Raw genomic sequence first — 26,905 nt, forward strand, 5'->3', positions numbered from 1 at the left:
CTCCAAACTTCCAACTTCTACCTTCCCCTCATCCTCTCCCGCACCTCAACATACCGCTCCACATCCTCCTCATTGAGATGAAACAAAAAGATCGAACCGCCGATACTTTCCGCGGGCTCGAAGAATCGAAAATATCCAAACTCATCCAGATTCACTGCTCGATAACTGCCATCTGGCAATCGCAGCGCATGTGGTCGGCCCTGGACATAGTTCGCACTCACAGCATGCCACCCTGGCGCGGGAGTGTAGGCCGCAGGTGCTTCTTGAGTTAATCCGACCTTCCAGGGCCTGACACTTCCAAAGTAGGCCAAAGTCGATAGCTCAATCTCGTTGGTATCCAGATATTCCTGCAGCCGGTAAAGATCCTGACCCCAATCCAGATTCGAATCAGAGAGCCGGTGAATCCCACCCTCAGATCCACCAGCCAGCAGATTAAAGTACGCGAGATGATCCGGATGTTGCCTTAACGAGAGCGGCATACAAACGATCAACATCACCCCGACGACATTCATCCACTGGGGAGAACTCTTTTGCCACCAACCAGCGGCCTGAGCTGCAAACAGCATGAGAAATGGAAAGGCCGGCAAAACATATCGGATCCCCAGTTGATTCCCGGATAAACTCGCAGGGATCACAAACACCGCCACTCCCGTCATGATTAACAGATTTCGTCGCCATAAAACGCCTATCTCCTCGCCCACGATCCGACTCTTCTTCACGATCAGTGCCATTGCCAGCATCAGGCATACCAGCATTGCCAGAGGCAGCTTCCAGATGAGCGCCCACAGGTAGTAGCTGCGAAATCCTTCGCTATTCCACTCACCATCCAGAAATACTGGATGCTTAACAGCCAGGACCTCGCGCAACGCTTCCCACTCCGCTAGATATGGTGCTGGTAAGACCCCTAAGGCAAAGAACTGCAGACTCAAAACCAGCCATGTCATGAACAACCCCGCGAAGATCTGCCAGACGATCTCTCTGCGTTTCGTAACAAATGCCGACTTCGGCAGCATCACCCAGACTCCCACGCACACTGGCAGGACAAACGCCACCGTCAACTTCGTCAGCAGTGCCAGCCCGAGCACAGTTCCCCACAGGCAGGCCCTTTTCCCGGTGGGTCGGCTTTGCCAGTAGACACAGGCGGCTACTGTCGCGAACGCTCCCAACGTTGCTGGTAAATCATGGGCCACCAGACTGCTATGAGCCAGAACGGTCGGACATGTGACCCATAACATGGCGGCCAGTAAACCGGCAGACTCACCAAACCATTGCCGCGCCCAGATCACCAGCAGTAAACCAGCCATTGTCCCGAGTGGAATCATCATCAGGCGAGCCATAAAGAAATGCTGGCGATAGCTCCCGGCATGCTGGTCATGGAACGCATCCCCCACTTCTTCAGCCATAGGGACGCGATCTGGCCAGCCACTTTTCTCTGGCAACTCCAGACCCACGCCTCCGACAACCAGCGGCAAACTCGCCCACATCCGCACCAGCGGAGGATTGATCGGATCCACTCGCCAATCGGCGGTCTGCCAGTAAAAGACCCCGATTGGCAGATGCCAGTATTCATCATGCGTTGGTGACCATCGCCTCGCACAATCCGCCGCCAGGAAAGCCTGCAGCAGCAACAATCCACCCACGATTGGCCAGAACCAGCGCAGCCCACGCCGCGTCGAGTCATCGCTGCGAGAGACTTCTACGCCCGCATGCAGCTTCGTCTCAGCATCGACTCGCTGCGCTTCGGCACTCGCGGTTGCCATCGCAGCCGTCTTTCGACCATGCTCCCTGTTCCCCTGATGTTTGTTAGAAGCCATGCAAAAGCGACCTTCACCAGCGCACGATCGAATTGTCTCGACGACAATAAAACAGGGAGATCATCCGTTTGTCGGACAGTTTCCACAATGATCGACTGCCTGCGATCCATGTCCCCCCGGCTTTCGACAATCCATCAGCACACACCAATGTCCTGAGCATTCAGACCGCAAAATCACTCCGATCATTTGCTCAATCGGATTGTTCCTCTACACAATACACAGATCGCAGTAACACACTTTTCCCGGATGGAACGAAACGAACATGACTCTGGCAACTCCACTTTGCGACTGGCACAGCACCCATGGCGGCCGAATGGTCGATTTTGCAGGCTGGAACATGCCCGTCCAGTACAAAGGGATCGTCGACGAACACAACGCCGTCCGCACGGCTGCCGGTCTGTTTGATATCTCTCACATGGGTCGTCTTCGCTTCACCGGCCCCGATGCCCGCGAATTTCTCGACGAAGTACAGACCGTCGATCTCTCCAAGCTCAAAACCGGCCAGATTCGTTATGGCTTCATGCTCAATGAATCGGGCGGCATTCTCGACGATATTCTCGTTTACGACTGGCCAGATGCCCCTCAACTGGTAGTGAACGCCTCCAACCGCGAAAAGCTCCTGGCATGGATGACTCCTCTTGCCACGCGCTATGCCGTCTCGATTGAAGATCTCACGCTCACCAGAGCCATGCTCGCGGTTCAAGGCCCCCACGCCATCGATATTGCCGCACAGCTACTTGGCGATGAAGTCCGCCAGCTCAAGTATTACACCGGCAAGCCCATGACCTGGTCGAACGAACCCGTCCTCGTCAGCCGTACAGGCTACACGGGCGAAGACGGCGTCGAACTCATTATCGATAGTGGCTCAGCGGTGGCTCTCTGGCAGGCTGTTCTGGCCGCGGGTGAATCGGTCGGGATTCTCCCCAGCGGCTTGGGCTGTCGAGATACCTTGCGTCTCGAAGCCGCCATGCCTCTCTACGGCCACGAGCTTTCGGAAGAAATCGACCCCTTAAGCGCCGGGCTCTCCTTTGCCATCAAGCTCTCGAAGGCTGCCAACTTTATTGGAAAAACCGCTCTGGAAAAAATCGCTAACGGCACCATTCCGCGCCCGCGTGTGGGTCTGGCACTCGATGGCAAACGCATTGCCCGGGAAAAAACCGCGGTTGTCTCTGGCGAAAACGTCATTGGTGAAGTGACTTCCGGCACATTTTCCCCCACCTTCCAGAAGTCGATCGCCATGGCCTATGTCGACGCAGCTTTTGCCGAACCTGGCACCCGACTGGAAGTCGATATCCGCGGGAAACGGGAATCCGCCACCATCGTCCCCCTTCCCTTTTACAAGCGGAACTCCTAACGTTTCAGTAGAGCTCTCTGGTTGGTGCTTTAGGCGTAGGGTGGGTTAAGGCCCTGCGCAACCCACCAACTCAACCCTCGCTCGTTGGAGTCATGTAGGGTGCATGAAGTCCTCGAAATGCACCAATTCAACCCTCGCCCATGTCCGCATGGGAGAGGGTGGCCGCAGGCCGGGTGAGGGCTCGTCCGGATTCACAACCAACTACCAACAACCCCTGGACTTCACATCATGGCCGATCGTGAATACTCGCGTTACCAGTCCAAAGTCATTAAAGCCTTCTACGACAACCGCGACACCAGCGACCAGCAAAGGCTGAGCGAACTTGTTGCCGACCTCTACCTGACGGAGGGCAAAAAGAAGGCCAAGCTCTGGGCAACGGCTCAAGAGATCATGACCCGCATCGGCGTCCCCGCCTCCCGCATCGCCCACGTCGTCGCCTCAGACGACGCCGCGATCCTGGCCGAGGTGGTCAAAGACATCCAGGCGGGAAAAATCCAAAAACCCGCCCCCCCCAAACCACCCACCACCTAACAAAACACCCGGCCATCTCGTAGGGTGCATGAAGTTCCGACGCAATGCACCAGCTTTGTGGAGCCCTAGGTGTAAACACGAGACCATGCTGCCGCTGTAGGGTGCGGTCAAGGCTTTGCGCAACCCACCACCTGAAAATTAGGGCCCTGTTGATCGGTGTTCCTGCCAACGACCACGACCTGACATTCCTCTTCACGGTCTTCACAGAACAGCGCCCAACCTGAATCTCCGACACAAGGTGGCTCCGGTTGAAACTCCAATTTCTACCGGGGTGGTGAAGCCACTGGAGGCCTCGGCCGGGCGGCCAACCCGGCCAAGCTCCACCCACGATCCTTCGAGTCCCTCAAGTCAGTCACTCTGGCACCGCAATCTCCCTGGCCACCGGCTTACTCGTCGCTTGCCAACGGGTAACCTGTGCCAGGCAGCCCAGAATCAGCACTCCACCCGTGGGCTTGCGCCGGACTTGCAAACCAGGTGCAATTACGCGGATTGCAGGGAATTTCGCCCGCCGATCGCCTTCCGTGGCCAAAACCTGCCAGATTCAGCAGAAGCCCCACTCATCTGGTGACCGACATTGACACAGCCTGGAGACACGCTCCATACTTTTGCATACTTATTGCAAAGGCGTCCCTGTGCGTTATCACGATCCCAAACTGCACCAGACCTCTCGTGGTGGTGCCGCCGGCTTCACCTTGATCGAACTGATGGTCGTACTGACCATCATTGGGGTATTGCTTGCACTTCTCCTCCCCGCAGTGCAGCAATCGAGGGAAGCGATGAGGGCCACTCAATGCAAGAACAACTTGCGGCAGATCGCTTTGGCCCTCCATCAGTTTCATGATGTCCACCAGGCTTTCCCTCCTGCCAGCATCAAACCACGTCCCGACGGTGACCAGAGCCAAATCTGTGGAAGTTCTGAAGCAACCTGGTTGATTCGACTCTTGCCGTATCTGGAGCGGACTCAGCAATACGCCGAATGGGATGTCTCTGCACCCTTCATGAACCATTCGGAAGAAGTCCGGCGACGGGCTGTCCCTCACTATCTCTGTCCCTCTCGCAGGGGCCCTGACAATGCCGTTTCCGAAGCACAGCAAGTTCTCCTGGCTGCTCCTTGCGGTTGTGGATTCGATATTGTCCTGCCCGCTGGAGCAACCTCCGACTACGCTGGCAATCTGGGAGATCTCTCCCCCGGAGCAAACTACTCCGTAAACGACTTCTACTGGGGCGGCAACGGAACCGGTGTGCTCATCAATAGCCGTGGCGTGTGCGACTTATTGAAGCCGCTCGGCTGGATCGATCGTATCAGCTTCACCAAACTGCAGGATGGATCATCGAATACGTTACTGGTGGGAGAAATGCACATTCCACGAGGAAAGCTCAACGTGCCTCCCCATAACGGTGCCGCCTATAACGGTGACCATTTCTCGGCCTATGCCCGGATTGCTGGACCGGGGGCACCTTTACAGCGCCCGGATGGAGCTGAAGCATCCTACACGATTGGAACCTACCGCTTTGGCAGCTGGCATCACGAGACCGTGAACTTCGCCCTTGCGGATGGAAGTGTCCGCAGCCTGTCATACCACATGTCGACCTCTGTGCTCGGTCATCTGGCCCACCGACAAGACGCGGCCCCATCCTCAGAGAATTAAGATGAGACGGGATCGACGAACTTTACTGATGGCGTTAACACCGATCGGCCTGATACTGGCTTTGATCTCAGGGTGTGGGCCAACGACTCCCGGGACAATCCCTGTGTCCGGCATCGTCATGGACTTCGATGGCTCGCCGATCGCAGGCGGGCTGGTCGAACTGGAGTCTCAAACTGGCGGCATCAACGCCCGTGGCGAATTGAACGCCAAAGGGGAGTTTCAGCTTTCGACGTTCGCCACCGGCGATGGTGCCGTGCCCGGAGTGCATCGTGTGATTGTTCTGCCGCCCATCAGCCCTTACGCAGGCGCCTCAGTTCTGGCAACACATCGAACCCACTCAGCAGCCCCGCGCAGGCTCTCTTCGAGGCTCGCCGACTATCGGACATCCGAACTGGAAGTCACAATTCCAGCCACCGGCCCTCACCGCCTCACCATCCGGCTGCCCCGCTTCGACGACCAGGCAAAGTGATACCCCGCCACAGCCTGGAGGCGAGCATTCAGCACCCATGCCAGTGGCACGAGAGGATGGCCCTCAGCAGGCTGTAGGTTGCGGTTAAGGCTTTGCGCAACTCACCACCTGAATAACACGGCTCTGTTGATCGGTGTTCCTGCCAACGACCACAACCTGACATTTCTATCCTCGGTCGTCACAGAACTCCGATGTCCGATCTTGACCACTGACGCCGGCAGGTACCAATAGTATCAGCGGCTTCGCGAGAATCCCCTGAAACAATCCCCTGCCGTTCATCGTAATCGTGCCAACACCTGTTCACCTGCAACCCTTAGAATGATCCCTCGGAACGAAGGTGAATTCAGGGGATGTTTCCACGACACTCATGCGAATCTACGAAAACACCGCTTGGCAATCGAATTGCCGATAGGACTCGGAGTTCTTCTCAACGTTTAGCGAAGGCTGGCGAATTCCGTGAATTTGAAGATGACGTGAGGGATATGGGGGTTATTATTATGAAATGCGTCAAAGGATAGTCGTTTGCACAAAGCCTTAGTCCTTCCTACTTGGCTGCTGTTAAGCTGCGACCTTTGCCTGGAGATTCTCAGAAGTATTCAGGAAGCTGATCGATGTTGTTCGAGTTCAGGATTTTTCTCTATGACCGCGATAAGCCGACTGGCTACGGTGTTATTTATACTTGTCTTTCATGACAGCGCGAGCGGTGATGACCATTGGCAGAAATGCCTTTTTGAGTATTGCCATGATTTAAAAAAACTCTTCAATCAGACCTCAAACGAATGCTCAAGAATTCTATTAGCATTGGGCGATTTTGAGGGTGTCACCCACGCAATGGAACCTCAAGTCAAAGATCGTCGCGTCTTCTTGGGTATTTGCCCGGATTCAGATCTGCAATTGAAAAGAATCTCATCTCACGTCGTCCATAAAGTCAACATTTTGCCGGAATGGAGTCCGCGTACCGTATTAAGCACGTTCGCAGATCTTGAATTAAAGCGGGCTAATGCACTTCCAGATCGTCGGCCTGAAGTATACACCCATGTTATCCAATACGGTCGCTCAACGGGGAAAATCACCACGAATTTGGGACGAACTCTCCTTCATGGCCAAGGGAATGAAATTGAGCAAATGCAGATTGGCAGTCAACTCGACACAGCCTCACTAAAAGAACCCACGCATGTGATCGTCATGTTCATTGGTCGCTGCGACGTGGATGAACCATTACGGCTGATGGGTGTGGTCTCCCGAACAGTGGTGCCCTAAACTGCATAAAACCATAGCTTGCGGTTTAGGTTTTGCGCAATCCACCTGCTCAAAACCCGCTGGGTGAGACTCGATTTTTCGGCTTATCGAATTGGGGAACGGAGTTTGCCTTCACATTCCAGGGCTCGTGCCCCGTTGCCTCATTCGGAGGCCTTACCTGAGTGATTGCCGCCGGGAAGATAATAGGCCTTCATCGAAATCGTTCCTGCCGAGTCAGTTCCGCCATCTCCCTGCGCTTCAATTCTCAGGAGAACCTGGCGTCCCTTCGCCTGCGGGAGCTCGACAATCTCTTCAATCTTCGGCTTCATGGGTTTATCTGCAGACCACACCTTCTCGCCATTCATCAGAATCGTGAGCGACTTGACTTTGATGTTATGGCGTCCGACGTTCCAGTAGCGATTGAGTTCCAGACGATAAAACCCCGCTTCGCCAGCTTGTGAAGTGATATCGACTTCCCAGGTCGATATCTCCTGCTGGACGTGATGCGGTCGCCAGCCATACTTGAGGTCGACCGGCCCGGTAAAGAACTCCGCATACCCTTGAGCCCCCAGGCCCATTAGAGAATTCGGATCCAGCTTCTGAATCTCTTCCAGAACCTTCAGCGACTCTTTCTCATGATTTTTCCACCTGCGGTACACAGCATACTTGGCAGCCAGTGCCCGTTGCCGGTATTCGACAGTGATCTGCTTGTTCTCAAGCACGTTATCAATCGTAGCGATCGCTTTGTTATGCTGCCCTTTTTCTGCGAGTCCGGTCACTTCTTCGAGTAGCTTATAGGGCTGAAATTCATACCGGGCCTGCCAGCCCAGTTGATCTTGAGGATCGCTGGCCTTCAGCTCGGCCAACACGGGCTTATAGCCATCAATTTTTGGTCGATAGGTTTCATTAATCCCCCAGCCGACATTCATTAGTTCGAGGCTTTTCCCCAGAAGATCAGCCCGGGCCTTCCCCTGGACTTTAGTGGCCTTCTCCCAGAGTTCATCCCGCTCTTTACGCTTTGCAAGAAGTTCCTGAATCTGGGCGACCACACCATCCACTGGGGTCTGTTCGAGATTTTCCGTCAACTGACCAATATCCCGGCCCTGTGCATCGTAGAGACCGATCAGTGGTACCTGAAACAGATAGCGATTGAGATTGTTCTTCTTGTCGCGCTCCTGCTTAGGCCTGGCAGCTTCTGCTTCAGTATGGTCAACGTGGACGAGAATCACGTTCTCGCCCAGCGCATTACGAAAGGCCGATGTCTCAAAGACATCCCGGAGAAACTTCATCGAACCAGGATGCCAGTCACTTCCCGTCACCAGCACCACAATATCGCCCGGCACTGCTTTCGCCATTTCCAGGGCGTCACTCAACGTCGGTGCGGTTCTTGTCTCAGCAGCGCTCACGCCTGCTGAAAGAGAGGCAATCACCACCAGCAACAGGGTCAGATTTCGTATCGAGGACATCATCAGTTCTCATCAAGGACGGCATCAAACACCGTCTCAATTTTGTTGGGGAAGTATCGGTAATATCGCCGATCCATGGGGGGATCAATATCGTCACTTCATTACGCTATATACAATAACCATCTAACTACTGAGCAGGCCTCCCGTAGACATATACACCATTGAGATGGAGAAAGTCTTTGCGACCGTCCGGGTAATCCCCTTCAATTCGGACATATTTAGCAAGTGGCCGGCGTGATGTGAGATCAATCTGCCAGACCTTTTCATTCTTATTCGCCTTAAAGACCTGTTGCCAGTTCTTCCCGTCAATTGAGACAGCCACCTTAAAGGGGACAGCCCGGGCAGAGTTTCCACCATCAACATTGACAATCGCGATCCCACTGATGTTTCCCTGCTTCCCCAGCTCCACGACAAGGGCAGGATTTGCCTCCTGATCGGTATGAAACCTTCCACCCGACTCCTTGAGAATCCCTGCATGCTCCAGTGGTTCATCCCAACGGCAGGTGGTCGAGATCGCAGGGATGCCCCCTTCACTCAGCAGCACTCCGCTATAGGGCTTATGAGCCGTCTTGTAGTTCGGTTTAATAAATTTCGCGCCCAGTTCAGAAAGTGCATAAAAGGCCGATTTATCGGCTGTCTGCTCGGCCAGCAGGATCCCCTGTCGACACAGACTCTTCAATGCATCTTCACTATTACTTGCAGTGCTTGTGGCGGCTGCAGCTAACCCAGCCAGAAGCCCTTCTTTCAAGGAAACATCTTGAGCTGCCATTTTCTGGCAGGCATCCAGAAAGCGGGCGAAAATCTTATCGTTTGAAATCGTCGTTTGAAGGACATCTCCAAAGAGGCCGGGCTTTGCCGCCTGATCTCGCTGTTTACCCATCTCTTCGACGATTCGATCCAGTGGCATTTGCATGACCAGATTTTCAACCGGCTTTTCGTAACCGGCCAACCAGATCTTCTGCAGAGCCACACGATCGCTACTTGAAGTTCCTCCCTGGCAGAACCGCTTGATCAGGAGCCAGCTTGTCTCGGGAGTTCGTTGAAAAGTCGTTACCGCCAATTGGGCGGCTTCACTCTTCACGACGATCGGTGCATTCTGCTGTTGTAGCAAATCAAAGTATTTCGCCTGAAATCCATAATGGAACGGATTGGCCAGGGTTGCCTGCTTGTAGATTTGTGTTCGTACATTCGTCTCTTCCTGCGGCAAAACTTCGGCGGCCCAGGCCAGATACTGCGCCTCTCGTAAATTCGGATGCATCCAGGCGGCATCACCTGCAAACAGGTCCGCCCAATTGGCCTCAAAATAATTCCGATGGGGGGTCCGATGATTCCCATCGACACTGTTGCCATCGACCCACTTTCCTCTCTCCGGGCGGACGGCGAAAGCACAATGCCCCGGCTCTCCCATCGTCGTCGCTGGAATCCCGTCCGCCTTGGCGGATAATGCTCCAGTCGTACTGAGTGACCCACAAACCCCACCCACTCGAACCGTCTTCTGCGTATAGTTCAGCCTTTCACTCCACGGCATATAGTACCAGGCCGACTGGATGGAATCGCCAAACGGACTATCCCCTAAATAGTGAACCTGCCATGCCGCCGATCTGGCTTCAGTCGGTGAAAAACTGGCGCGGTTTCCAATCCACGTTAATTCATCAAAGGTGACTGTCGCAGCCACAGCAAACCGCATCTCCCAGATATCGAGTTGAACAAAGCCAGGATGAAGTTTTCCTTGGCGGTTGCGATCTCGATAATAACGGTAAATCTGCACGGCATTGACCGGTGTCTGATCCGACATCGCCGTTTCCAGTGCGACACTTGTCGCGATTTTCTGTTCCAGAGACGGCTTTCGAATTTCGGGGTCGAACTCAGCAATGGCCGCCAGAGCCAATAATCCGGTGACGGGACTCTTGAAGCTGCCAGAGCCGACAAACTCTTCCATCCATAACGTCTGCGAGAAGAATTCTTTGAGAAAAGTCTGTTCACTGGGCGACTTCAAAAAGACCAGTAACTCTTTAGGCGAAAACTGACGCAGAATCTCGTGGCGAACCAGTTCTCGCCGTAGTGCCGGCTCCCGTAACTTGGCCGTAAGATCGCCAGTCCCTAATGCCTGAACTTTTCCGCGTAATGCCGATGCTTGTGCAGGAAACTCGCTCAGCCACAGATCAACCGCGGGATCAATCGGCTCCACCACGCTGGCTGTTACCGCATGGGAAGATTGATTGCTCTCTGTTTTGCCATGAATCGTCGTTTTGCCAGGAATCGTGTCGCTGACAGCGATGGCATCTCCCGGAGTGCTGGAAACAGCCACTGCCATTCCAGCGACCGAAGTTCCAGCACCAGCTTTCCCATTCATCACAGGATCCACAGCCGCCAGAGAAGCTCCTTCGGAAGACGTTGGAGCAGCTCGCGTCAAAACGATCAATGCCACGATCACGGCCAGCAGACCAGCGCCTCCCAACCCCAGACCGACGACAAGCAGGTTGGAGTTACCGCCTGTCGTTTTGGTACTCTTCCTGGCCGACGATGGAGCGGAACTTCGTCGCACCTGTGGAGCCGTGCCAAGGCCATGTTTTCTCGGGCGTGGTGCGGGCGGCAACTTTTGAGACATGCGTATTTTCCAAAGCAAAAATGCGTTTTCAACAGTGTTAGTCTAGCCTGATTCCCTAAGGGGACACAGCCAGCGATTGTTCACGCGAGCGATCGCATCAAGGATCTGATCAAACCAGTTTTCGACCTGAAAACATTGAGACCGGTATTGGGCTCAGCACACGCTCTTCAATCAGGGATCTTCAGAAACGAAAGGGGGCTCTCTGGTGCTTAAAGTACAGCACATTGACCTTCAGTGCAAACACTTCTTGAGAGTCTCTCGACATCGTTAAGGTTTTGTTACTCCAAGAATCCGCGGCAACGAGTGCATGCCACTCACCTTCCTGACGATCAGGTCCAGCGGCCCTCGTCGGCAATGTCGATGAAATGCCGTCAGCTCAATACGCAGATGGCTCGACAGATTTCCATAACACAACGACGCCAAGTGGTGTACACTCACTTGCTCATCAGGCCCGAAGTAACAGATTGACTCTATGAATGGGAAAAAACATTCTCCCACCAGCTTTTGAAACCAGTATGAGTTCCACGATTCCTGTCACCTGGTATTCAAGATTTACCCGTTGGGCGTGGCGGTTGGGGAAGTGGGCATTCTTTGGCGCGCTTGCGTATGCCGCCCTGATCGTCATCGGCCTCTTCCCGGTGAACAATGACTTCAAACCCTCACCAGAGGGAGTCGAAATTTTTGTCGTTTCCACAGAAGTGCATGCCGATCTGATCGTTCCCGTTTCGCACGAGTTAGTCGACTGGTCAGAGGAATTCGATCCTGCCTGGTTTCCAGGGGATATCAGTCGCTATTCGCATGTGGCCATCGGCTGGGGTGATCGTGGCTTTTTCCTTGATACCCGAACCTGGGCAGATCTCAAACTTTCAACGGTGATCAATGCCCTCTTCTGGCCTTCCCGCACCTGCCTCCACGTCGACTTGACTCAGCCCGAGTACTATACCAATGCGGTCTCAGTCAAGCTTTCCCGGGATCAGTACCGCGAACTGACGCAATTTATAAAGTCCACGTTCCAACGAGACCACCAGGGCCGAATCATTCCCATTCCTGGCTACTCATATAGCCAGACAGATACTTTCTTTGAAGCCCATGGGAACTACCATCTCTTCAACACCTGCAACTCCTGGGTGGGCCTAGCTCTTCAAAAAGCCGGTGTCCGCACGCCATGGCAATCAACACTCCCACACACACCCACACTTTATCTGAAATGACAGTCCATCTCAGTAAGTGCATTTGGCATAATCTGACACACTACATACTGAAGTATTACCAGGGCTTAGACCTCCTAGCAAAGTGATTGATCAATCGACCGCTATGGCAGTGCCTTTATTCCGCTGACAACAGGCGCGACGGCTCGAAACGAGCTCCCTACACGGATCTCGTCAAAGTCTGTCGAATGATTCGCACGAATCGAGATGCCATCAAAACGAAAATCGGGTATTTGCAGGCGGAGTGCAGCATCTGTCACTTGCGGCTCTTCGCCCAATTGCGGATTGATCCAGACCACAGCTTCTTCGGTACCAGGCCGAAAAATAATCCTGGTTACGAGAAATACCATTTCACCAGATGGTACCGAACTCGTCTTGAGATTCACCTCGGCCTCTGTCTGGAGAGCTACTGCCGTCCAGTTCCCGGAAGGTGCCGCACCAAGTTTTCCAATGCGCAGCCCTGCCACCTCTTTAGAACCTAACAGTAAATACGAATAGCGATTATTCTCTGCTGTACTAATAGATGACTGCGCCAGAAAACTGATCCAGATCACTGTACCATCGGCTCCGATACTGTCACCATCGCGCATCTCGGTGGGAAACTTCTCAATATCGATTTTGCGAGTCGTGACCGATCGGGGCCGGGTCGCAGTCCTCATTTGCTTACCGGTCGATTTGAGAACAAGACCGGAGGCATCGGTATATCCTAAAGGCCCGAACTTTCTCATATCTTTCGGTTCCCAAGGAAAATCTGCGTCCGAATAGTCAGCAATCATCGCGACTTTTGAATCATTTTCTTTCCAGGGCTCCAACCATCCTGAACCACCATTTAAACCATTCATCCCGCCGGAAGTCGGCCAATCAATACTCCCATTAGTCCCCCGAGACCAGGGGGTTCGCTCATAGTCAAAACTTTCTTCAGCATAGATCTGGCCAGAATCCACCGGTGACCAGTAAGAGAACACTACCATCAGGCTGATGCAACCTGCCAGCAGCAGAAGTACTGGGATCACCCAGAGTTGATAGCTCCATCGCCTGATGACAGAACGAGATCGATCATCGAACTCTGGCTCTCCAGCGAAGGTCAGATCGAGATCTTCCCGACCAATTCCCGAATTAACAGTCACATGGACGGAATTTACCGTCGGTTCCTGGTATCGAGCTTTATGAGGAACGATCGACAGGTCAGAGGTGGCTGGCAGCCCGGCCTGCAGTCTTGTCCGCAGATAAGAATGTAGAAAAATACGATAGAAAGCTCTGTCTGCATGCTCTGGATCAGCCTTGATCCAGGCCGTCAATGCGTCCGATTGCTCATCTGTGAGCGGATGACGATCGAGGTGCGCATCGATCAACTCAAATGCTTCGGCATCACTCAGAGGACGGGAAGCATCATCGTTTGCTCCGTCATCGCTCATGGGAACTCGCTGCCTCATTCAAGGTCGAACGCATACAGTCAATCAGATAGGTTCGAATTCGTGTCAATGCCGTACGGACTGCACCAGATTTCATACCGACCTTGCTGGCAATTTCTTCAGTCGTCAAATCATCGTAATACCTGAAGTGCAGCAAACTTCGAGAGCGGTTCGCCAATGTCGTCAGGCATTTTTCCAGAGCCCATTTTTCCTCTGAAACAATCGTCTGAATGCGATCACAGGCCTGACTCAACGCCTCGATGGAATCACCAATAAATTTGACTGGCCTGCGTTCTTTCTTGCGGTAAAAGTCGGCTACCTTGATCTTCGCCACCCACAAAGCCCAAGGTAGAAAGGGCCTGGACGAGTCATAATCATCGAATCGCTGCGCAATTTCAGCCGCGACCTCCTGCAGCAGATCTTCGGCGTCAGAAAACTGAGGGGTCGATGCAATCAGGAAAGCGGTCAGAGAAGGTTGGGCTTTCGTCCAATGAACAGCAAAGAGTTCCCGGGATCCCACTCGCGACATTTCTCGGACAGGACGCGGCTTTTGTTCCGATTCTGAATGTCCCTCACTGGGAACTTTGGGAATCGCCTCCGGCGGTTTCGATGGCGAGGAGTTTTTATCATCCATTGTCCTCATCCCTCAAAAAAAAGTCGTCTGCATGACGCATCAACACATTCCGAGATTTGCTGATCGCACGATGAGAGCGTTGATGAATCGGCCAAGCACGATTGCAATTCGTCTGCAACACCTGATTCCACAGAATTGTATGCTCCAAGACACACGAAAACCTAACCTCAATAGAAATCTAAGGCGTCATTGTGAAGATTCGATGAGATTCCCGGAGTCTCTGTAACAGTTCCACCACTACCGCGACATTTGAGTGCAACTTTCGAAACCATCATCAAGTTGTCCTGCGAAGTTATCGCTTAAAAGATTCTATCCCGCCCTAGAACCTGCCAAAACCTGCAGTCACATCAACACCCACCAATACAATTATTGCTCTCTTAGAAGGGGCTCACCGTGCCACACCAGAATCGTCTTGGATTCACTTTAATTGAATTGCTCGTGGTGATCGCCGTGATCGCCATCCTGATTGCACTGCTGTTACCGGCTGTTCAACAGGCACGCGAAGCTGCTCGAAGAACACAATGCCGGAACAATCTCAAACAACTCGGGTTGGCTCTGCACAACTACCATGATACTCATGGCTGGTTGCCACCAGGTTGCTACCTCACCACGTTACCTTCAGGAGATTTTGGTGGAAGACGCCAGAACGGCCTCCCGGGAATGTTGCCCTTTCTCGATCAGGCACCACTTTACAATGAATATGCATCGAGAAATTTTCGTATTCGCCCCTGGGATAATAGTCTTGCCCTCAACCAGGTTCAGATTCGCGGATTGCTGTGCCCTTCGGACTCCCCTGTCACTCAAGCTGACGCACCTGTTGGCAAAACCAATTACATGTTCAGCAGGGGAGACTCGATACAAGACAATAATCACTGGGCAGGCAATGGAAATCGAGGAGTGCGAGGGATGTTTCCAGGGCTCGGTGAGACCGCCTTAATTGGTAAGGCTCAAAGATTTTCTTCTATCACTGATGGTTTGAGCAACACGATTGCGATGTCCGAACGAATTATCGCCAAAACAGGTGGTACCCGTGTGAGCGATGGTGTCACCGCAGCCAATATTGGCGACACATTCCGTAATCGCCCTGCACTCTGCCTGTTACAGACTTCCACTGATAAAACCTACACTGGAACGACGATCGTCTACTCGGGCGTCCGTTGGCTGGATGGAACGCCTATGGTTTCCGGTTTCACCACGACCGTTGGCCCCAACAAAGCCAGTTGTGCCAACGGAAATCGTGACTATGCAGACGGAGTCTTCGACCCTACCAGCCAGCATACGGGTGGTGTCAATGTTCTTTTTGGAGACGGCGCTGTTCGCTTTATCAGTGAGAATATCGACACTGGTAATTTATCTGTTGGATCCGTCACGACAGGAGCGTCACCGTATGGAGTCTGGGGCAATCTGGGTTCAGTGAACGGGAATGAAGTTGTGACAGATTTCTAACTCGAATTCCACCAGAGTACCCAGTACGAGTCATATCGACATTCGTATTGCTCCCAATAATCGACCTACGCCACTTATCATCGAGTCCCATAGTCGGATCGATTGCATCACTGAATTGTGTAGGAATAATCCAGCATAATTCTATTCGAGCAGAATGTTCAATATGTCAGTCTATCAACTCAGTATTTGTTTAATATGCCTGGTGATCTTACCAGGTTGTGGGCGGGGAACAGACTTCTGGAAATCGCGACGTCCTTCAACCACTGTCGCCAAAGGTATCGTTACATATCGTGGCAATCCACTCCCCAAAGCGATGATCCTCTTTCAACCCACTGATACTACAGCAGTTGCCGCCTCTGCAACCACCAATGCTGCCGGTGAATTCGAGTTGCGATCATTCCCTCCCGCAGACGGGGCAGTTCCCGGTAGTTATCAGGTCATGATCTTTAAAACTGATTACGATGACCCTAAATACGATGTCATGCCTGTCAATAACAACGATCCTGACTATATGAAAGAGACGGCAGATCCTCAGCCCGTTTCTCTGATTCCAGTGCGATACAACGACCCCAAGCTCTCTGGCCTGACCGCTCAGATTCCTACTGATGGTACTACGGCCCTACGATTCGATCTGGTCGATTAACCTGTCCGTGCCGCGACTCTTCATCCGGATGCCGACTGGCGACGACAAGGTATAAACACCCGACGAGGAATGCGCTCGAAGCGCTGGTTGCGAACATCCAGAAGAAGCCGGCTTCGTCGATGATCCGGCCCAGAAACGGGGCGAAGACGAGACCACCAAGATCCGTCATCCCCAGGATGATGGCCGTCCCGGTTCCTCGGGCCGATATGGGAAAAGCCCCAGCCCCCAGCGAAACGACTGCCGGGAACAGGATCGCATGCCCGAAGCCACAGATGATCGCCGGGATCAGGAGCTGCCAGTCTTCCATTACGAAGGGGATCATCAGATGACCCGCTGTCTGGCCCATCAGCCCGCGAAAGAGCATCCACCGCCGACCGATTGTCCAACCCCAGTTCCGCACGCTGATCCGGAAGCAGAACGCACTGATGGCATAGGCCGAGAAGAAAATCGCAATCCCATTCAGCCCGCGTTCTGTCGCAAAGCGAGTCAGAAAGACCGTCGTTACCGTCTGCCCCAATCCCATCATCATGGCAGCCAGCACCACGGCTCCCGGCCAGTATCGATAAAGCAACCGCACTGCCGACTGCGGCTCAGTCATCGGTTCATGATGCCCCGTCTGCGGGAATTGCCGGATGAGCAATAAATAGACCAGACCGATCCCCGCCGCCCCGCCAAAGAGGGCATAAAACTGTTCATGGAGATCAGGGATCCAGCGCACCACCTGATCCGCAATGTTAGACCCGATGATCATCCCTACAAATCCGCTGCTTCCCAGATTGCCGATCACCTCGGTTCTGCGGCTGAGTGGCACATGGTTCTGGATATGTGTCATCGAGCAGGCGAACATCCCCGTCAACCCGGTATAGAATGCGGCTCTGGCAACATACAGCGGCCAGCCCAGCCCTGTGGCCAGGAGAAAGACAAGGCTTCCTCCCGTGAATAAAGCCGAACAGAGCGTCCAGACGAGCCGGGTGCCGTAGTAATCAATGCTGCTGGAAAGCACGAGCCGCGCCAGCACAGCGACAATCAAACCCACGCTGACAATATTGCCCGTGGTCTGCTCGTTTCCGCCAAGATAGTGAACCAGTTCGGCAAATCGAAAGGTGAGTGCATTGGCCATCACAGCCAGAATATTTGCCAGGTACGCCAGCCAGAAAACACGGTCATAGATGTTGTGCTGGTTGGTGGTGGTCAGGGGAGTCGCGGAAGCCGCAGGATTATTCATCAATCTCGACCCACACCGGCCGTCTCATTCTTGTTTCAGAACGAGCCTCACTCTTTGTGCCATGTTTGCAGCAGCTTTGGGCAAACAAGTTTAGGCGACTTTGAACAAGCCACTTTAAATTTTGCTCGTATTACTCCGACCGCTTTGAAGCGTCCGTGGGTGTTTTATAAAGCTTGCGATCCAGCCTGGGCAAAAACAGCGTCCAGTGCGATTCGCCATGCGGGTCTTCCGAAATCGCCCGCATGAACTCATGCAACTTGGCATCGAGGTTATCCAGTAAATGGAGTGCCATCGCTTCAGGTGTCATTGGCAGGCGCGGACTGCCAAACTCATAGCTTCCATGGTGACTCAGAATCAGATGTTTGAGGCGCCACGACAGCTCTTCGGGAAACCTTTCGCCCGATAGCTGTTCGGTTTCGCGAATCCGCTCGGAAAGCATCTCGACACCGATCTGCAGATGCCCGATCAACTGTCCTTCATCCGTATAGGCAAAGGACGTTTCATAACTCAGTTCGCGAATCTTGCCGATATCGTGCCAGAACACCCCTGAGACCAGCAGATCTGCATCCAGGGTCGGATAGACCTCGACCACCTTGCGGGCCAGATCCATCAGCGTGACAACGTGTTCCAGTAATCCCCCATGGTAGGCATGATGAGCCTTGATGCCTGCCGGCGCCTTGGCATACTTTTCCATCAGTTCTTCATCGAGCAGGCAACACTCACACAACGTTCTCAGTGGGACTGACTCGATTTTCAGCAGATGTTCCCGCAAGCGAGACATGAGCTGCTCAATATTTGCCGTCGTTTCCGGCAGAAAATCGAGTGGATCAATCGTCGCGGCATCGATGGGCTGTGCTCCCGTCAGGATCAGTTGCAAGACGCCCTGAAAAAGCTGCACTTTTCCCCGCACACGCACATACTGGCCAGCCTGAATGTGCGCGACCGATTCTTCGGAGACATTCCACATGCGGCCATTGATCACCCCCGACTTATCGCGGAGATCGACATTCAGATACAGCGCCGCATTGCGATTGGCACGCAACTGACGATCTGCCACCAGAAACGTCTCATCAACGTTATCGCCATCTTTCAGTTCAAGTATGAGCCGCCTGGCCATGGAACTCCTATCGCAGCAAAATTCGGGGGCCGTTCAGTCCCTCACGGCCCGACTGAACATCGCAGTCATCATCAGGTAAGCATCTCGATTGCCTTGTCGAAGATGGCGGGTTGGCCCGCACATCACAAGTCTAACTCCACGATTTCTCGACTTCCGCAACCCTTTTTACGATCCATCAGTTGTCGTAGCCAAGGTTGGGCATGAGCCATTTTTCGATTTCTGCAACCGACATCTCTTTGCGTCGTGCATAGTCTTCAATTTGATCTTTGGTCACTTTATCGACCGAGAAGTAGCGGGCTTCTGGATGAGCGAAATACAAACCGCTCACAGCCGCCCCCGGGTGCATCGCATAGCTTTCCGTCAACTTGATGCCTGTGTTTTTCTCGACGTCCAGCAGTTCGAACAGCGGGACCTTTTCCGTATGATCCGGGCAGGCAGGATAGCCATAGGCAGGCCGAATCCCACGGTACTTTTCTTCAATCATCTCTTCATTTGAGAGCGATTCCTCACGGCCAAAGCCCCAGTGTTGACGAGCTTCATGATGCAGATATTCGGCAAAAGCTTCGGCCAGTCGATCGGCCAAAGCCTTCGTCATGATCGAGAGATAGTCATCATGCTGTTTGTGCAGGAATTCATCCGCGAGTTCGTCGCAGCCAATCCCTGTGGTCACAGCAAAAGCCCCCAGCGAATCCATCCGCCCACTTTCAACCGGTGCGATGTAATCCACCAAAGACCGGAATTCTTTCTGGCCGACTCGCTCCCACTGCTGACGCAACATCGGGAAGCGTTTGATGATCTCGGGTTTTCCAGCCGACACGCTTTCTGGTGAGTACAGCACGATATCTTCACCATCCGCCTGAGCCGGCCAGAAACCGTACACCCCCCTGGCCTGGAGAAGTTTCTCCTTAAGGATCCGGTCGAGCAGCTTTTGGGCATCACTGAAGACCCGGCTGGCTTCTTCACCAACGGCTGGATCATTCAGGATTTTGGGATACTTCCCGCGTAATTCCCAGGTCATGAAGAATGGTGACCAGTCAATGTATGGCACCAGTTTCTCGAGTGGGAAATCATCCAGAACTCTCGCGCCCCAGAAGTCCGGCGTATCAATCCTTACGGTCTTCCAATCGGTCTGGAACCGCCGGCGGCACGCTTCTTCAAACGGAACCAGAGTGCGCTTCTGCAGATGCCCGTAGGTATCTCGATCACGCTGCTGATTCGCTGCCAGTTGTTTCAAGTATTCATCACGGCGCTCATCATCCAGCAGGTTCTCGACAACAGGGACAGAGAGCGAGGCATCGACAATATGAACTGTCGGTGCCGAGTAATGGGGCGCAATCTTGACTGCCGTATGCTTCGCACTCGTGGTCGCCCCACCAATCAGGAGAGGGATCTTGAACCCGCGCCGTTCCATTTCTTTAGCGACGGTTGTCATTTCATCCAGCGACGGCGTGATCAATCCCGACAGCCCGATAATCTGGCAACCTTCGGCAATCGCGGTGTCCAGAATTTTATCGCAGGGAACCATCACCCCTAAATCGAGAACTTCGAAGTTATTGCAGCGCAAAACCACTGCCACGATGTTCTTGCCAATGTCGTGCACATCCCCCTTCACGGTGGCAATCAGAATTTTGCCCCGGCTCGTCGAAGTGGGTTCCGCTGCGACCGTGGTTTCACCGGCAGCCTCAGAACTGGCAGCCAGAGCTTCTTTCTCCGCTTCCATAAAGGGCTGCAGATAGGCCACAGACTTCTTCATAACGCGGGCGCTCTTCACCACCTGCGGCAGAAACATCTTTCCTTCACCAAAGAGCTTGCCGACGACATTCATGCCGTCCATCAGCGGCCCCTGAATGACATTCAGTGGTCGACCATACTTGAGCCGGGCTTCTTCGGTATCTTCATCGATGAAGTCCGCAATCCCTTTGAGAAGAGCATGCTTGAGCCGCTCTTCGACCGATTCACTGCGCCACGCTTCGACAACCGGGCCGCTGTCATCCGTTCGTGTTTCACGCGCCTTGAGTTCTTCCGAATAGGCAATCAGCCGCTCCGTCGCATCCGGTCGACGATTCAGCAGCACGTCTTCGACGTAGGTTAACAGCTCTTTATCGATCTCGTCATAAACGGCGAGTTGGCCGGCATTGACAATCCCCATATCCAGCCCGGCATTAATGGCGTGGTATAGGAAAGCGGCATTCATGGCTTCGCGAACATGCTCATTCCCGCGGAAGGAGAACGAAACATTACTCACACCGCCAGAGGTTCTCGCATAGGGGCAGGTGGCCTTGATTTCGCGAACCGCTTCGATGAACTCGACCGCGTAATTCGCATGCTCTTCCATCCCCGTACCCACGGTGAGGATGTTGCAATCGAAGATAATATCTTCCGGCGGGAACCCGGCCTTCTCTGTCAACAGCTTGTACGCACGCTGACAGATCCGCACTTTATTGACTTTGTCTGCCGCCTGCCCTTCCTCGTCGAACGCCATCACCACGACGGCTGCGCCATACTTGCGGATGATGCCGGCATGTTCGAGGAACTTTTCTTCCCCTTCTTTGAGGCTGATCGAGTTCACCACCCCCTTACCGGCCAGACACTTCAACCCCGCCTCAATGACATCGAACTTCGAACTGTCCACCATGACCGGCACTTTACTGATGGCCGGATCGTCAGAGATCAGATTCAGAAAATGAACCATCTCCGCTTTGCTGTCGAGCAGACCTTCGTCCATGTTGACGTCGATCATGTTCGCGCCGTTCTCCACCTGCTGGGCAGCAATGGTGAGAGCTTCTTCGTATTTTTTTTCGCGAATGAGTCGGGCGAACTTCTTCGAACCTGTCACGTTCGTCCGCTCACCAATCATCAGAAACGATCTGTTCGGTGCCGGCTGGCCTTCGTCGAACACCGCATCGGCAGCCGGAATCTTGAGGACATCCGACCCGCTGTAAACCGACCAGTGCCTCTCGCTGGGCACCTTGCGCGGAGCAACCCCTTTCACGACATTTGCGACTGCGTGGATGAACTCGGGCGTCGTGCCACAGCACCCACCCACAATATTCACCCACCCATTTTCAGCGAACTCGCGAATGACACCCGAAAACTCGCTGGGTGTGGAATCAAAGCCACCCATGCCGTCGGGCATACCCGCATTGGGATAGCAACTGATGTATCTGGTCGCAGTGTTCGCAAGCGTCTCGACATACTGCCGCATCTGCTTGGGGCCGAGTGCACAGTTCAAGCCCACGCTGGTCATGGGATTGTGTGAAACGGCTGCCCAGAACGCTTCCATCGTCTGCCCGGTCAGTGTCACGCCCCCCTGGAAAATGGTGCCACTCACCATCACAGGAATGCGCACTCCCCGTTCCGCAAAAACCTGCTCGATGGCATACAGGCAGGCCTTCATGTTCAGCGTGTCGAACGATGTCTCCGGCAGCAGAAGATCAACGCCACCATCCAACAAGGCCCGCACCTGCCCGGCGTACGAAGCCGCCAGTTGTTCAAAAGTGACCGGCCGATAACCGGGCTTATCGGCATTGAACGAAAGCTGGAACTTCGTCGGCCCGATACTCCCCGCCACAAATCGAGGTTTGGCAGGATTTTTTTTCGTGAACTCGTCGCAGACATCGCGCGCCAGGGTCGCCGCTGCGATATTCATCTCATGAGTCAGATGCCCCAGATGAAACTCATCAAGCATGAGTTCCGTCGCACCAAACGTGTTGGTCTCGATGATATCTGCACCGGCTTCGAGGTATTGCCGATGGATCGACTGGATCATCTGGGGCTGGGTCAGCACCAGCACATCCGAGGCGTTCTTCAAATCGATCGAATGCGACCGGAAACGCTCACCTCGATAATCAGCCTCAGTCGGCTCGAACCGATGGATCATCGAACCCATCGCCCCGTCGAGAATCAGAATGCGATCATCCAGAAGCGACTCAAACAGTCCGGGGCGGGAAGTATCAACCATGCGTCAGATCAGCCAGTCTCAATGAGTATTACCGATAATTTCCAAGGGCAGCAGCACCGCCAATCTGAACACCGAATTTCGCCGCAACACTTAACACCCTTGGATGTTACGGCAAAGTATCAGTTCAGAAATTGCCAGGGAATCATCCATCGACCTTCCCCTGCGGCCACCCGGTCAGCACCTGCCTCCAAGTGCTCTCCATACCTCATTTTAGCGACTCATCTCGTGTTCTGGCACTCCAACCCGCCTGCACAGATCGATTCAGGGCGAGTTTTCAACGCCAACCATCGCTCAAAATTCCTTGGAAACCGGCGTTCCTCTCCCGAGTGATCTTCACCAAAAAGCCATTTCCAGCTATTCCATCGTCTACTTTTCGGCCTCAGCAAGGTCATCTGGAGTTCAAGGTTACGACCTCCACGACCTGTGCCCCGTACTTTTGCCACGTACTTTTGCCTGAGTGATTCAGCCCATGTCACAAGCTTCCCTACCAGTACCATCCAGAACCAATTCGACTCGCGGGAACCTGCCCCTGGCTGTGGTTCTGTGCCTGGTCGTCATGGCCCCCCCAGCACTGGCCTGGGCTGCCCCTTTCTGGAGCCAGCCCACTCCCTGGAAGCAGGCTTTACCAGCAGGCCCGGCACTCGCCTTCTCGCAATATGCCGTCGATCTGGGCAAGGTGCGTCCGGCTGACGAACTCCGTGCCACGTTTCGCTTTCGCAATACCAGCACTGTCCCGGTGACCATTCAAGAACTGATCCCCAGTTGCGGCTGTCTGATGCCTCGCCTCGATAAACAGGTCTATGCCCCCGGCGAAGCAGGACAGATCAATCTTCGCATGCAGCCCGCTAACGAAACGCCGGGTGAGAAAGAATTCTTCTGCGATGTCGTCTATCGCGATACGCAGTCGCGAACCGACCGGCTCACCTTCCGCCTGCATCTGCCGGAGCAGCGGTTAAGTGTCCGTCCACCGGCACTGATCGTCTACCAACTCAGCAACCAGCCGACGACACAGCCTCTGTTTGTTCACGACAGCCGGGGACACCAGGTCGAGATTCTCAGTCTGCGGACAGGTTCCCCTTTTGTGAAAGCTTCGTTGACACCTCCAGAAGGCTTTTCACTTGAACAGATCCAACCTGCTCAAAAATCGAAAGAGACAGCCCCCTCTGTCTCAGCCTTGAGCCCGGCAAACATCACCCCCGCAGACAAACCTTCGCTGACTCCCATCCCGGAGAAAGAGCCGATTCCCGAAGCGACAGCGAAGACGAATAGCTCACGGACTCGATCATCAGCCGGTCATTCAGATCCCTTTCTGGGGGAAGAAGCTCACCAGCCCAACGAGAAGATCGTGTACATCACCGTCGTCGCCGAACTCCCCCCCGGCCGCCACCATGCCCTGATTGAAATCGAAACGACTGATCCTGAAACACGCTTTCTGAAAGTCCCCGTCATGATCCAGGGGCGGAGTGCTGAAGACCCGAAAGACAAACACCAGTCGCACGGGTTGCGAAAATAGCAACCACATGACTCACGCAATTGGTGACCACACTTCCAGAATTTTTCGCGGGAATCTCAAGCGATTGCACTGAAAAGTTGACAATAGTATCGTTAATAACAAGATCTGCCGAGTCATCACAGCCACAAAGGTCCGAAAATACGGGAATGCTCTAGTGTCTTTGCGGTTACAACAGTGCATAATCGCATGCGGCACATTGTGGTCATTTGTGAAGCCTGAACCACTTGATCATTAAACGGGGGCCAGGGCTGACATACCCACCTTGATATCACTTTTACCCTGATATCACTTTTCAGGAGTTGGCTCCGTAGAGGATGTAGACGTTTCGCTTGGGATAACCAGCAGGATATTGTTGCCTCCCGACTTCACGATCACAGGTTCCGGGAGCACATATTGACTAAGTTTCAACGCACCGTCATTCGTAACCGTCTTACCGTCAGAAACCGGTTCTGGCGAAATGCCAAGCGTAATCGTCACCTGATGTGACCCCACAACCGCACCCTGCATTTCTCCCGAAACAGATGAAAGAACATATCGTCCATTGGCATCCGTTGTCGCGGCTGAGGATTTTCCTTTTTCCGGCCTGAAGAATACGAACGCAGCAGGAACGGGCTTTCCATTTTGCTCCACGATGCCTTCGACTGGTGACATCCCACTTCCAGACCAGCATCCTATGGATGTCAGCCCCAACAAGAAGATCAAGACGGCCAGTCGTCGCGTGTAGAGACTGAGAGCATCGCGCAACCTGTCAAGCAAAGATACATTCCGAAGATTAAATTCTACGGTGTAAGGCTTGGTCATATTTTCTATTCACAGAAGAGGATAAGCGGATGTCCGCCAAAGATTACTCGCTATAAACTGAAGTACGAGAGCCAATATGCAGAGCAGCCTAGACGGCGAAAAACACTGTCTAGGCTGCTAACATGCAAGGGTTAATTATTCCTTCTGAAATTATCCCCACTATTCGGGAAGTGGGCCAGGTGTATCAGCATCTGCTTTAGCCTCCTGGGGGCTCTCCGTCGTTACCGGCCCGCTTGATGGAACAGGCGCGGGAGGCGACGAACCACAACCAACCACAGAAACTATCAGCACAACGCCGAGCGCTACATACCAACAATGATTCATACCAATCCTTATATTCAATGAAACTCCACATCCAAGAAGTAAATAATTACCTTAGAACTCCCCAACATTGTTTCCATCTGAGGCGCCAGCCAAATAGTACTGGAAGACCGTTGTGTTCATGTTCGCGTTCAGCACACGAACTGAACCATCACACATCGCGACGTGCATCATCCCATCATGAGCGCTGGAGAAACGCCATGCATCAGCTGTGGCTGGGTTGGCAAGGAACATACCTGGAAAAGTGAGTTTCGCGCTGGCACCCATCCAGCTCATGCTACTTGCGAGCGAACCTTGCGTAGTGATGCCCCCAATCTGCTCACCGAACATCATCACGTTCGACGTACCGTCGGAAATATCTCTCATCCGCTTTTTGCTGCGGTTGCACGCAATCCCTTTATACAACCCCCAACCGGAGACATCACCGTAGACCCCGGCAAACATCGCATAATTGCTACGTTTGAAACTGCTCGCTGGTAACCCTGTCGCAGAGGTTGGAACAGTCGTGGGAGCGAAGAACGAAAGACTTCGTGACCCGCCACCTGATGTCTGAATCCAGGAAAGACCGATTACCACCTGGGCGGTAGGATCCTGATTGGCCATTGAATCCGACGGACAGATAAATCCCGGAATCAAAGTGGCTGCCGCGCGATTGCATCCCGCATCCCAGAACCAGTTCGTCTGATTGGGTGGCAGAATGTCCGGATTGAGTTGATTAGGATCAATTGTATTAAACAACGGAGCCTGATCCATATAAGGCAGTAAATGGACGAGTGTACTGACCCTTGAGGCAGTGGAAGGTGGGTGAGCCAGTGCAGGGGTTCCCGCATCGTTCAAAGGACCACTTGGAAGACGCCCGTAGGTACTCTCAAAGTTATGAACCGCAAGCGCGAGCTGCTTGAGGTTATTCCTGCACTGTGTTCTACGTGCAGACTCACGGGCCTGCTGAACAGCTGGTAGTAACAGTGCAATGAGCACTGCAATGATGGCAATCACCACCAGCAATTCAATCAGCGTAAATCCTCTTCGAGCTGGCGAAACACCGGGAAAACCGGAACGAGAGAAAACCATAAGACCACTCCCAAAAGGCTAAAGAAAAGAAACGAAATGAGAGACCCGACCGGCTGCTTTTGAACAGCAGCGGCATACAGGGCGTTACAGAAGTGAGAGCTGCAGAAGAATGCAGCACGCCTCGCCACCAAGGCAATTACCATGCCATGACGTCCGGCAAATTCGTGAGCCGGGAATTTGCGCCACGCGGCGACTTACGAAGGAATCTTCAGGTCACTCGGTACCGCAACTCTCGGATCACAAAACCAGAAGCATTTGATCTTGACACGATTCAAAGAAAAGCCAGGGTCGGGCACATTGCTCGCAAGGCTAAATTCTTCGTGAATTTCGCAAGAATTTCGAGTTTTTGCGGAACTTTTCTGGATGCACGTAAGCTCTATCAAGCATGGATTTGTCAGTGTGAACCAAGGAGTATCTCCTGGT

Annotated in this window: 19 protein-coding genes; 9 read left to right on the top strand and 10 right to left on the bottom strand. The window is 53.4% G+C overall.

What is annotated here, in order from left to right; all coding sequences use genetic code 11:
- Positions 1–17: 17 nt before the first annotated feature.
- Positions 18–1,814, bottom strand: coding sequence for an ArnT family glycosyltransferase (locus A6X21_RS02585; protein WP_068845952.1), 1,797 nt, complete (start codon positions 1,812–1,814; stop codon positions 18–20).
- Positions 1,815–2,076: 262 nt separating this feature from the next.
- Here A6X21_RS02585 and gcvT point away from each other — a divergent pair, with 262 nt between their 5' ends.
- The 5 genes from gcvT to A6X21_RS02615 all read left to right on the top strand — a co-directional run bounded on the left by gcvT (position 2,077) and on the right by A6X21_RS02615 (position 7,077).
- A complete protein-coding gene (gcvT, locus tag A6X21_RS02595) occupies positions 2,077–3,168 on the top strand; it encodes a glycine cleavage system aminomethyltransferase GcvT (RefSeq protein WP_068845954.1) in 1,092 nt (363 codons plus the stop codon).
- Positions 3,169–3,396: 228 nt separating this feature from the next.
- Positions 3,397–3,699 (top strand): hypothetical protein, encoded by a 303-nt coding sequence (locus A6X21_RS02600; RefSeq protein ID WP_068845955.1) that lies wholly within the window; start codon positions 3,397–3,399, stop codon positions 3,697–3,699.
- A 632-nt stretch (positions 3,700–4,331) separates the two neighbouring features.
- Complete coding sequence (locus A6X21_RS02605; protein WP_083233352.1) at positions 4,332–5,348, top strand: DUF1559 family PulG-like putative transporter; 1,017 nt, start codon at positions 4,332–4,334, stop codon at positions 5,346–5,348.
- A gap of 1 nt (position 5,349) precedes the next feature.
- Positions 5,350–5,817, top strand: coding sequence for a carboxypeptidase-like regulatory domain-containing protein (locus A6X21_RS02610; RefSeq protein ID WP_068845956.1), 468 nt, complete (start codon positions 5,350–5,352; stop codon positions 5,815–5,817).
- Positions 5,818–6,456: 639 nt separating this feature from the next.
- Positions 6,457–7,077: a hypothetical protein gene (locus A6X21_RS02615; RefSeq protein WP_131818154.1), complete on the top strand. Its 621-nt coding sequence runs from the start codon at positions 6,457–6,459 to the stop codon at positions 7,075–7,077.
- A 140-nt stretch (positions 7,078–7,217) separates the two neighbouring features.
- On the opposite strand, the gene A6X21_RS02620 is transcribed toward A6X21_RS02615, so the two are convergent.
- Together A6X21_RS02620 and A6X21_RS02625 are read right to left on the bottom strand one after the other, a co-directional pair.
- Positions 7,218–8,522: a thioredoxin domain-containing protein gene (locus tag A6X21_RS02620; protein WP_068845958.1), complete on the bottom strand. Its 1,305-nt coding sequence runs from the start codon at positions 8,520–8,522 to the stop codon at positions 7,218–7,220.
- 127 nt (positions 8,523–8,649) lie between these two features.
- Complete coding sequence (locus A6X21_RS02625; protein ID WP_068845959.1) at positions 8,650–11,130, bottom strand: discoidin domain-containing protein; 2,481 nt, start codon at positions 11,128–11,130, stop codon at positions 8,650–8,652.
- A 515-nt stretch (positions 11,131–11,645) separates the two neighbouring features.
- Here A6X21_RS02625 and A6X21_RS02630 point away from each other — a divergent pair.
- Entirely contained in the window at positions 11,646–12,341 is a 696-nt protein-coding gene (locus A6X21_RS02630) for a TIGR02117 family protein (protein WP_068846036.1), read from the top strand.
- A gap of 101 nt (positions 12,342–12,442) precedes the next feature.
- Here the strand turns inward: A6X21_RS02630 and A6X21_RS02635 are convergent, their stop codons facing one another.
- Positions 12,443–13,753 (bottom strand): hypothetical protein, encoded by a 1,311-nt coding sequence (locus tag A6X21_RS02635; protein WP_068845960.1) that lies wholly within the window; start codon positions 13,751–13,753, stop codon positions 12,443–12,445.
- Positions 13,743–14,384, bottom strand: coding sequence for a sigma-70 family RNA polymerase sigma factor (locus A6X21_RS02640; RefSeq protein ID WP_240490142.1), 642 nt, complete (start codon positions 14,382–14,384; stop codon positions 13,743–13,745). Before A6X21_RS02640 ends, A6X21_RS02635 begins: the two co-directional genes overlap by 11 nt.
- A 393-nt stretch (positions 14,385–14,777) precedes the next feature.
- On the opposite strand from A6X21_RS02640, the gene A6X21_RS02645 reads away from it, so the two are divergent.
- Together A6X21_RS02645 and A6X21_RS02650 are read left to right on the top strand one after the other, a co-directional pair.
- On the top strand, positions 14,778–15,830 hold the full coding sequence (locus A6X21_RS02645) for a DUF1559 domain-containing protein (protein ID WP_068845961.1): 1,053 nt from the start codon (positions 14,778–14,780) through the stop codon (positions 15,828–15,830).
- 163 nt (positions 15,831–15,993) lie between these two features.
- On the top strand, positions 15,994–16,473 hold the full coding sequence (locus A6X21_RS02650) for a hypothetical protein (RefSeq protein ID WP_068845962.1): 480 nt from the start codon (positions 15,994–15,996) through the stop codon (positions 16,471–16,473).
- On the opposite strand, the gene A6X21_RS02655 is transcribed toward A6X21_RS02650, so the two are convergent.
- The 3 genes from A6X21_RS02655 to metH all read right to left on the bottom strand — a co-directional run bounded on the left by A6X21_RS02655 (position 16,442) and on the right by metH (position 22,776).
- The gene (locus A6X21_RS02655) at positions 16,442–17,698 is read right to left on the bottom strand and encodes an MFS transporter (RefSeq protein WP_068845963.1); all 1,257 of its coding nucleotides are present in this window, start codon (positions 17,696–17,698) and stop codon (positions 16,442–16,444) included. The genes A6X21_RS02650 and A6X21_RS02655 overlap by 32 nt on opposite strands.
- 130 nt (positions 17,699–17,828) lie before the next feature.
- Positions 17,829–18,815 (bottom strand): 3'-5' exoribonuclease YhaM family protein, encoded by a 987-nt coding sequence (locus A6X21_RS02660; protein ID WP_068845964.1) that lies wholly within the window; start codon positions 18,813–18,815, stop codon positions 17,829–17,831.
- Positions 18,816–18,990: 175 nt separating this feature from the next.
- Entirely contained in the window at positions 18,991–22,776 is a 3,786-nt protein-coding gene (gene metH / locus A6X21_RS02665) for a methionine synthase (protein WP_068845965.1), read from the bottom strand.
- 469 nt (positions 22,777–23,245) lie between these two features.
- Between metH and A6X21_RS02670 the strand changes: the two genes are divergently transcribed.
- Positions 23,246–24,289 carry a DUF1573 domain-containing protein gene (locus A6X21_RS02670; RefSeq protein WP_068845966.1) on the top strand — a complete coding sequence of 348 codons (1,044 nt, stop codon included), beginning with the start codon at positions 23,246–23,248 and terminating at the stop codon, positions 24,287–24,289.
- A gap of 285 nt (positions 24,290–24,574) precedes the next feature.
- Here the strand turns inward: A6X21_RS02670 and A6X21_RS02675 are convergent, their stop codons facing one another.
- The gene (locus A6X21_RS02675) at positions 24,575–24,940 is read right to left on the bottom strand and encodes a transthyretin-like family protein (protein ID WP_131818156.1); all 366 of its coding nucleotides are present in this window, start codon (positions 24,938–24,940) and stop codon (positions 24,575–24,577) included.
- A 525-nt stretch (positions 24,941–25,465) separates the two neighbouring features.
- The gene (locus tag A6X21_RS02680) at positions 25,466–26,482 is read right to left on the bottom strand and encodes a DUF1559 domain-containing protein (RefSeq protein WP_068845968.1); all 1,017 of its coding nucleotides are present in this window, start codon (positions 26,480–26,482) and stop codon (positions 25,466–25,468) included.
- Positions 26,483–26,905 lie beyond the last annotated feature (423 nt).

The sequence above is a fragment of the Planctopirus hydrillae genome (assembly GCF_001707835.1).
GTDB lineage: Bacteria > Planctomycetota > Planctomycetia > Planctomycetales > Planctomycetaceae > Planctopirus > Planctopirus hydrillae.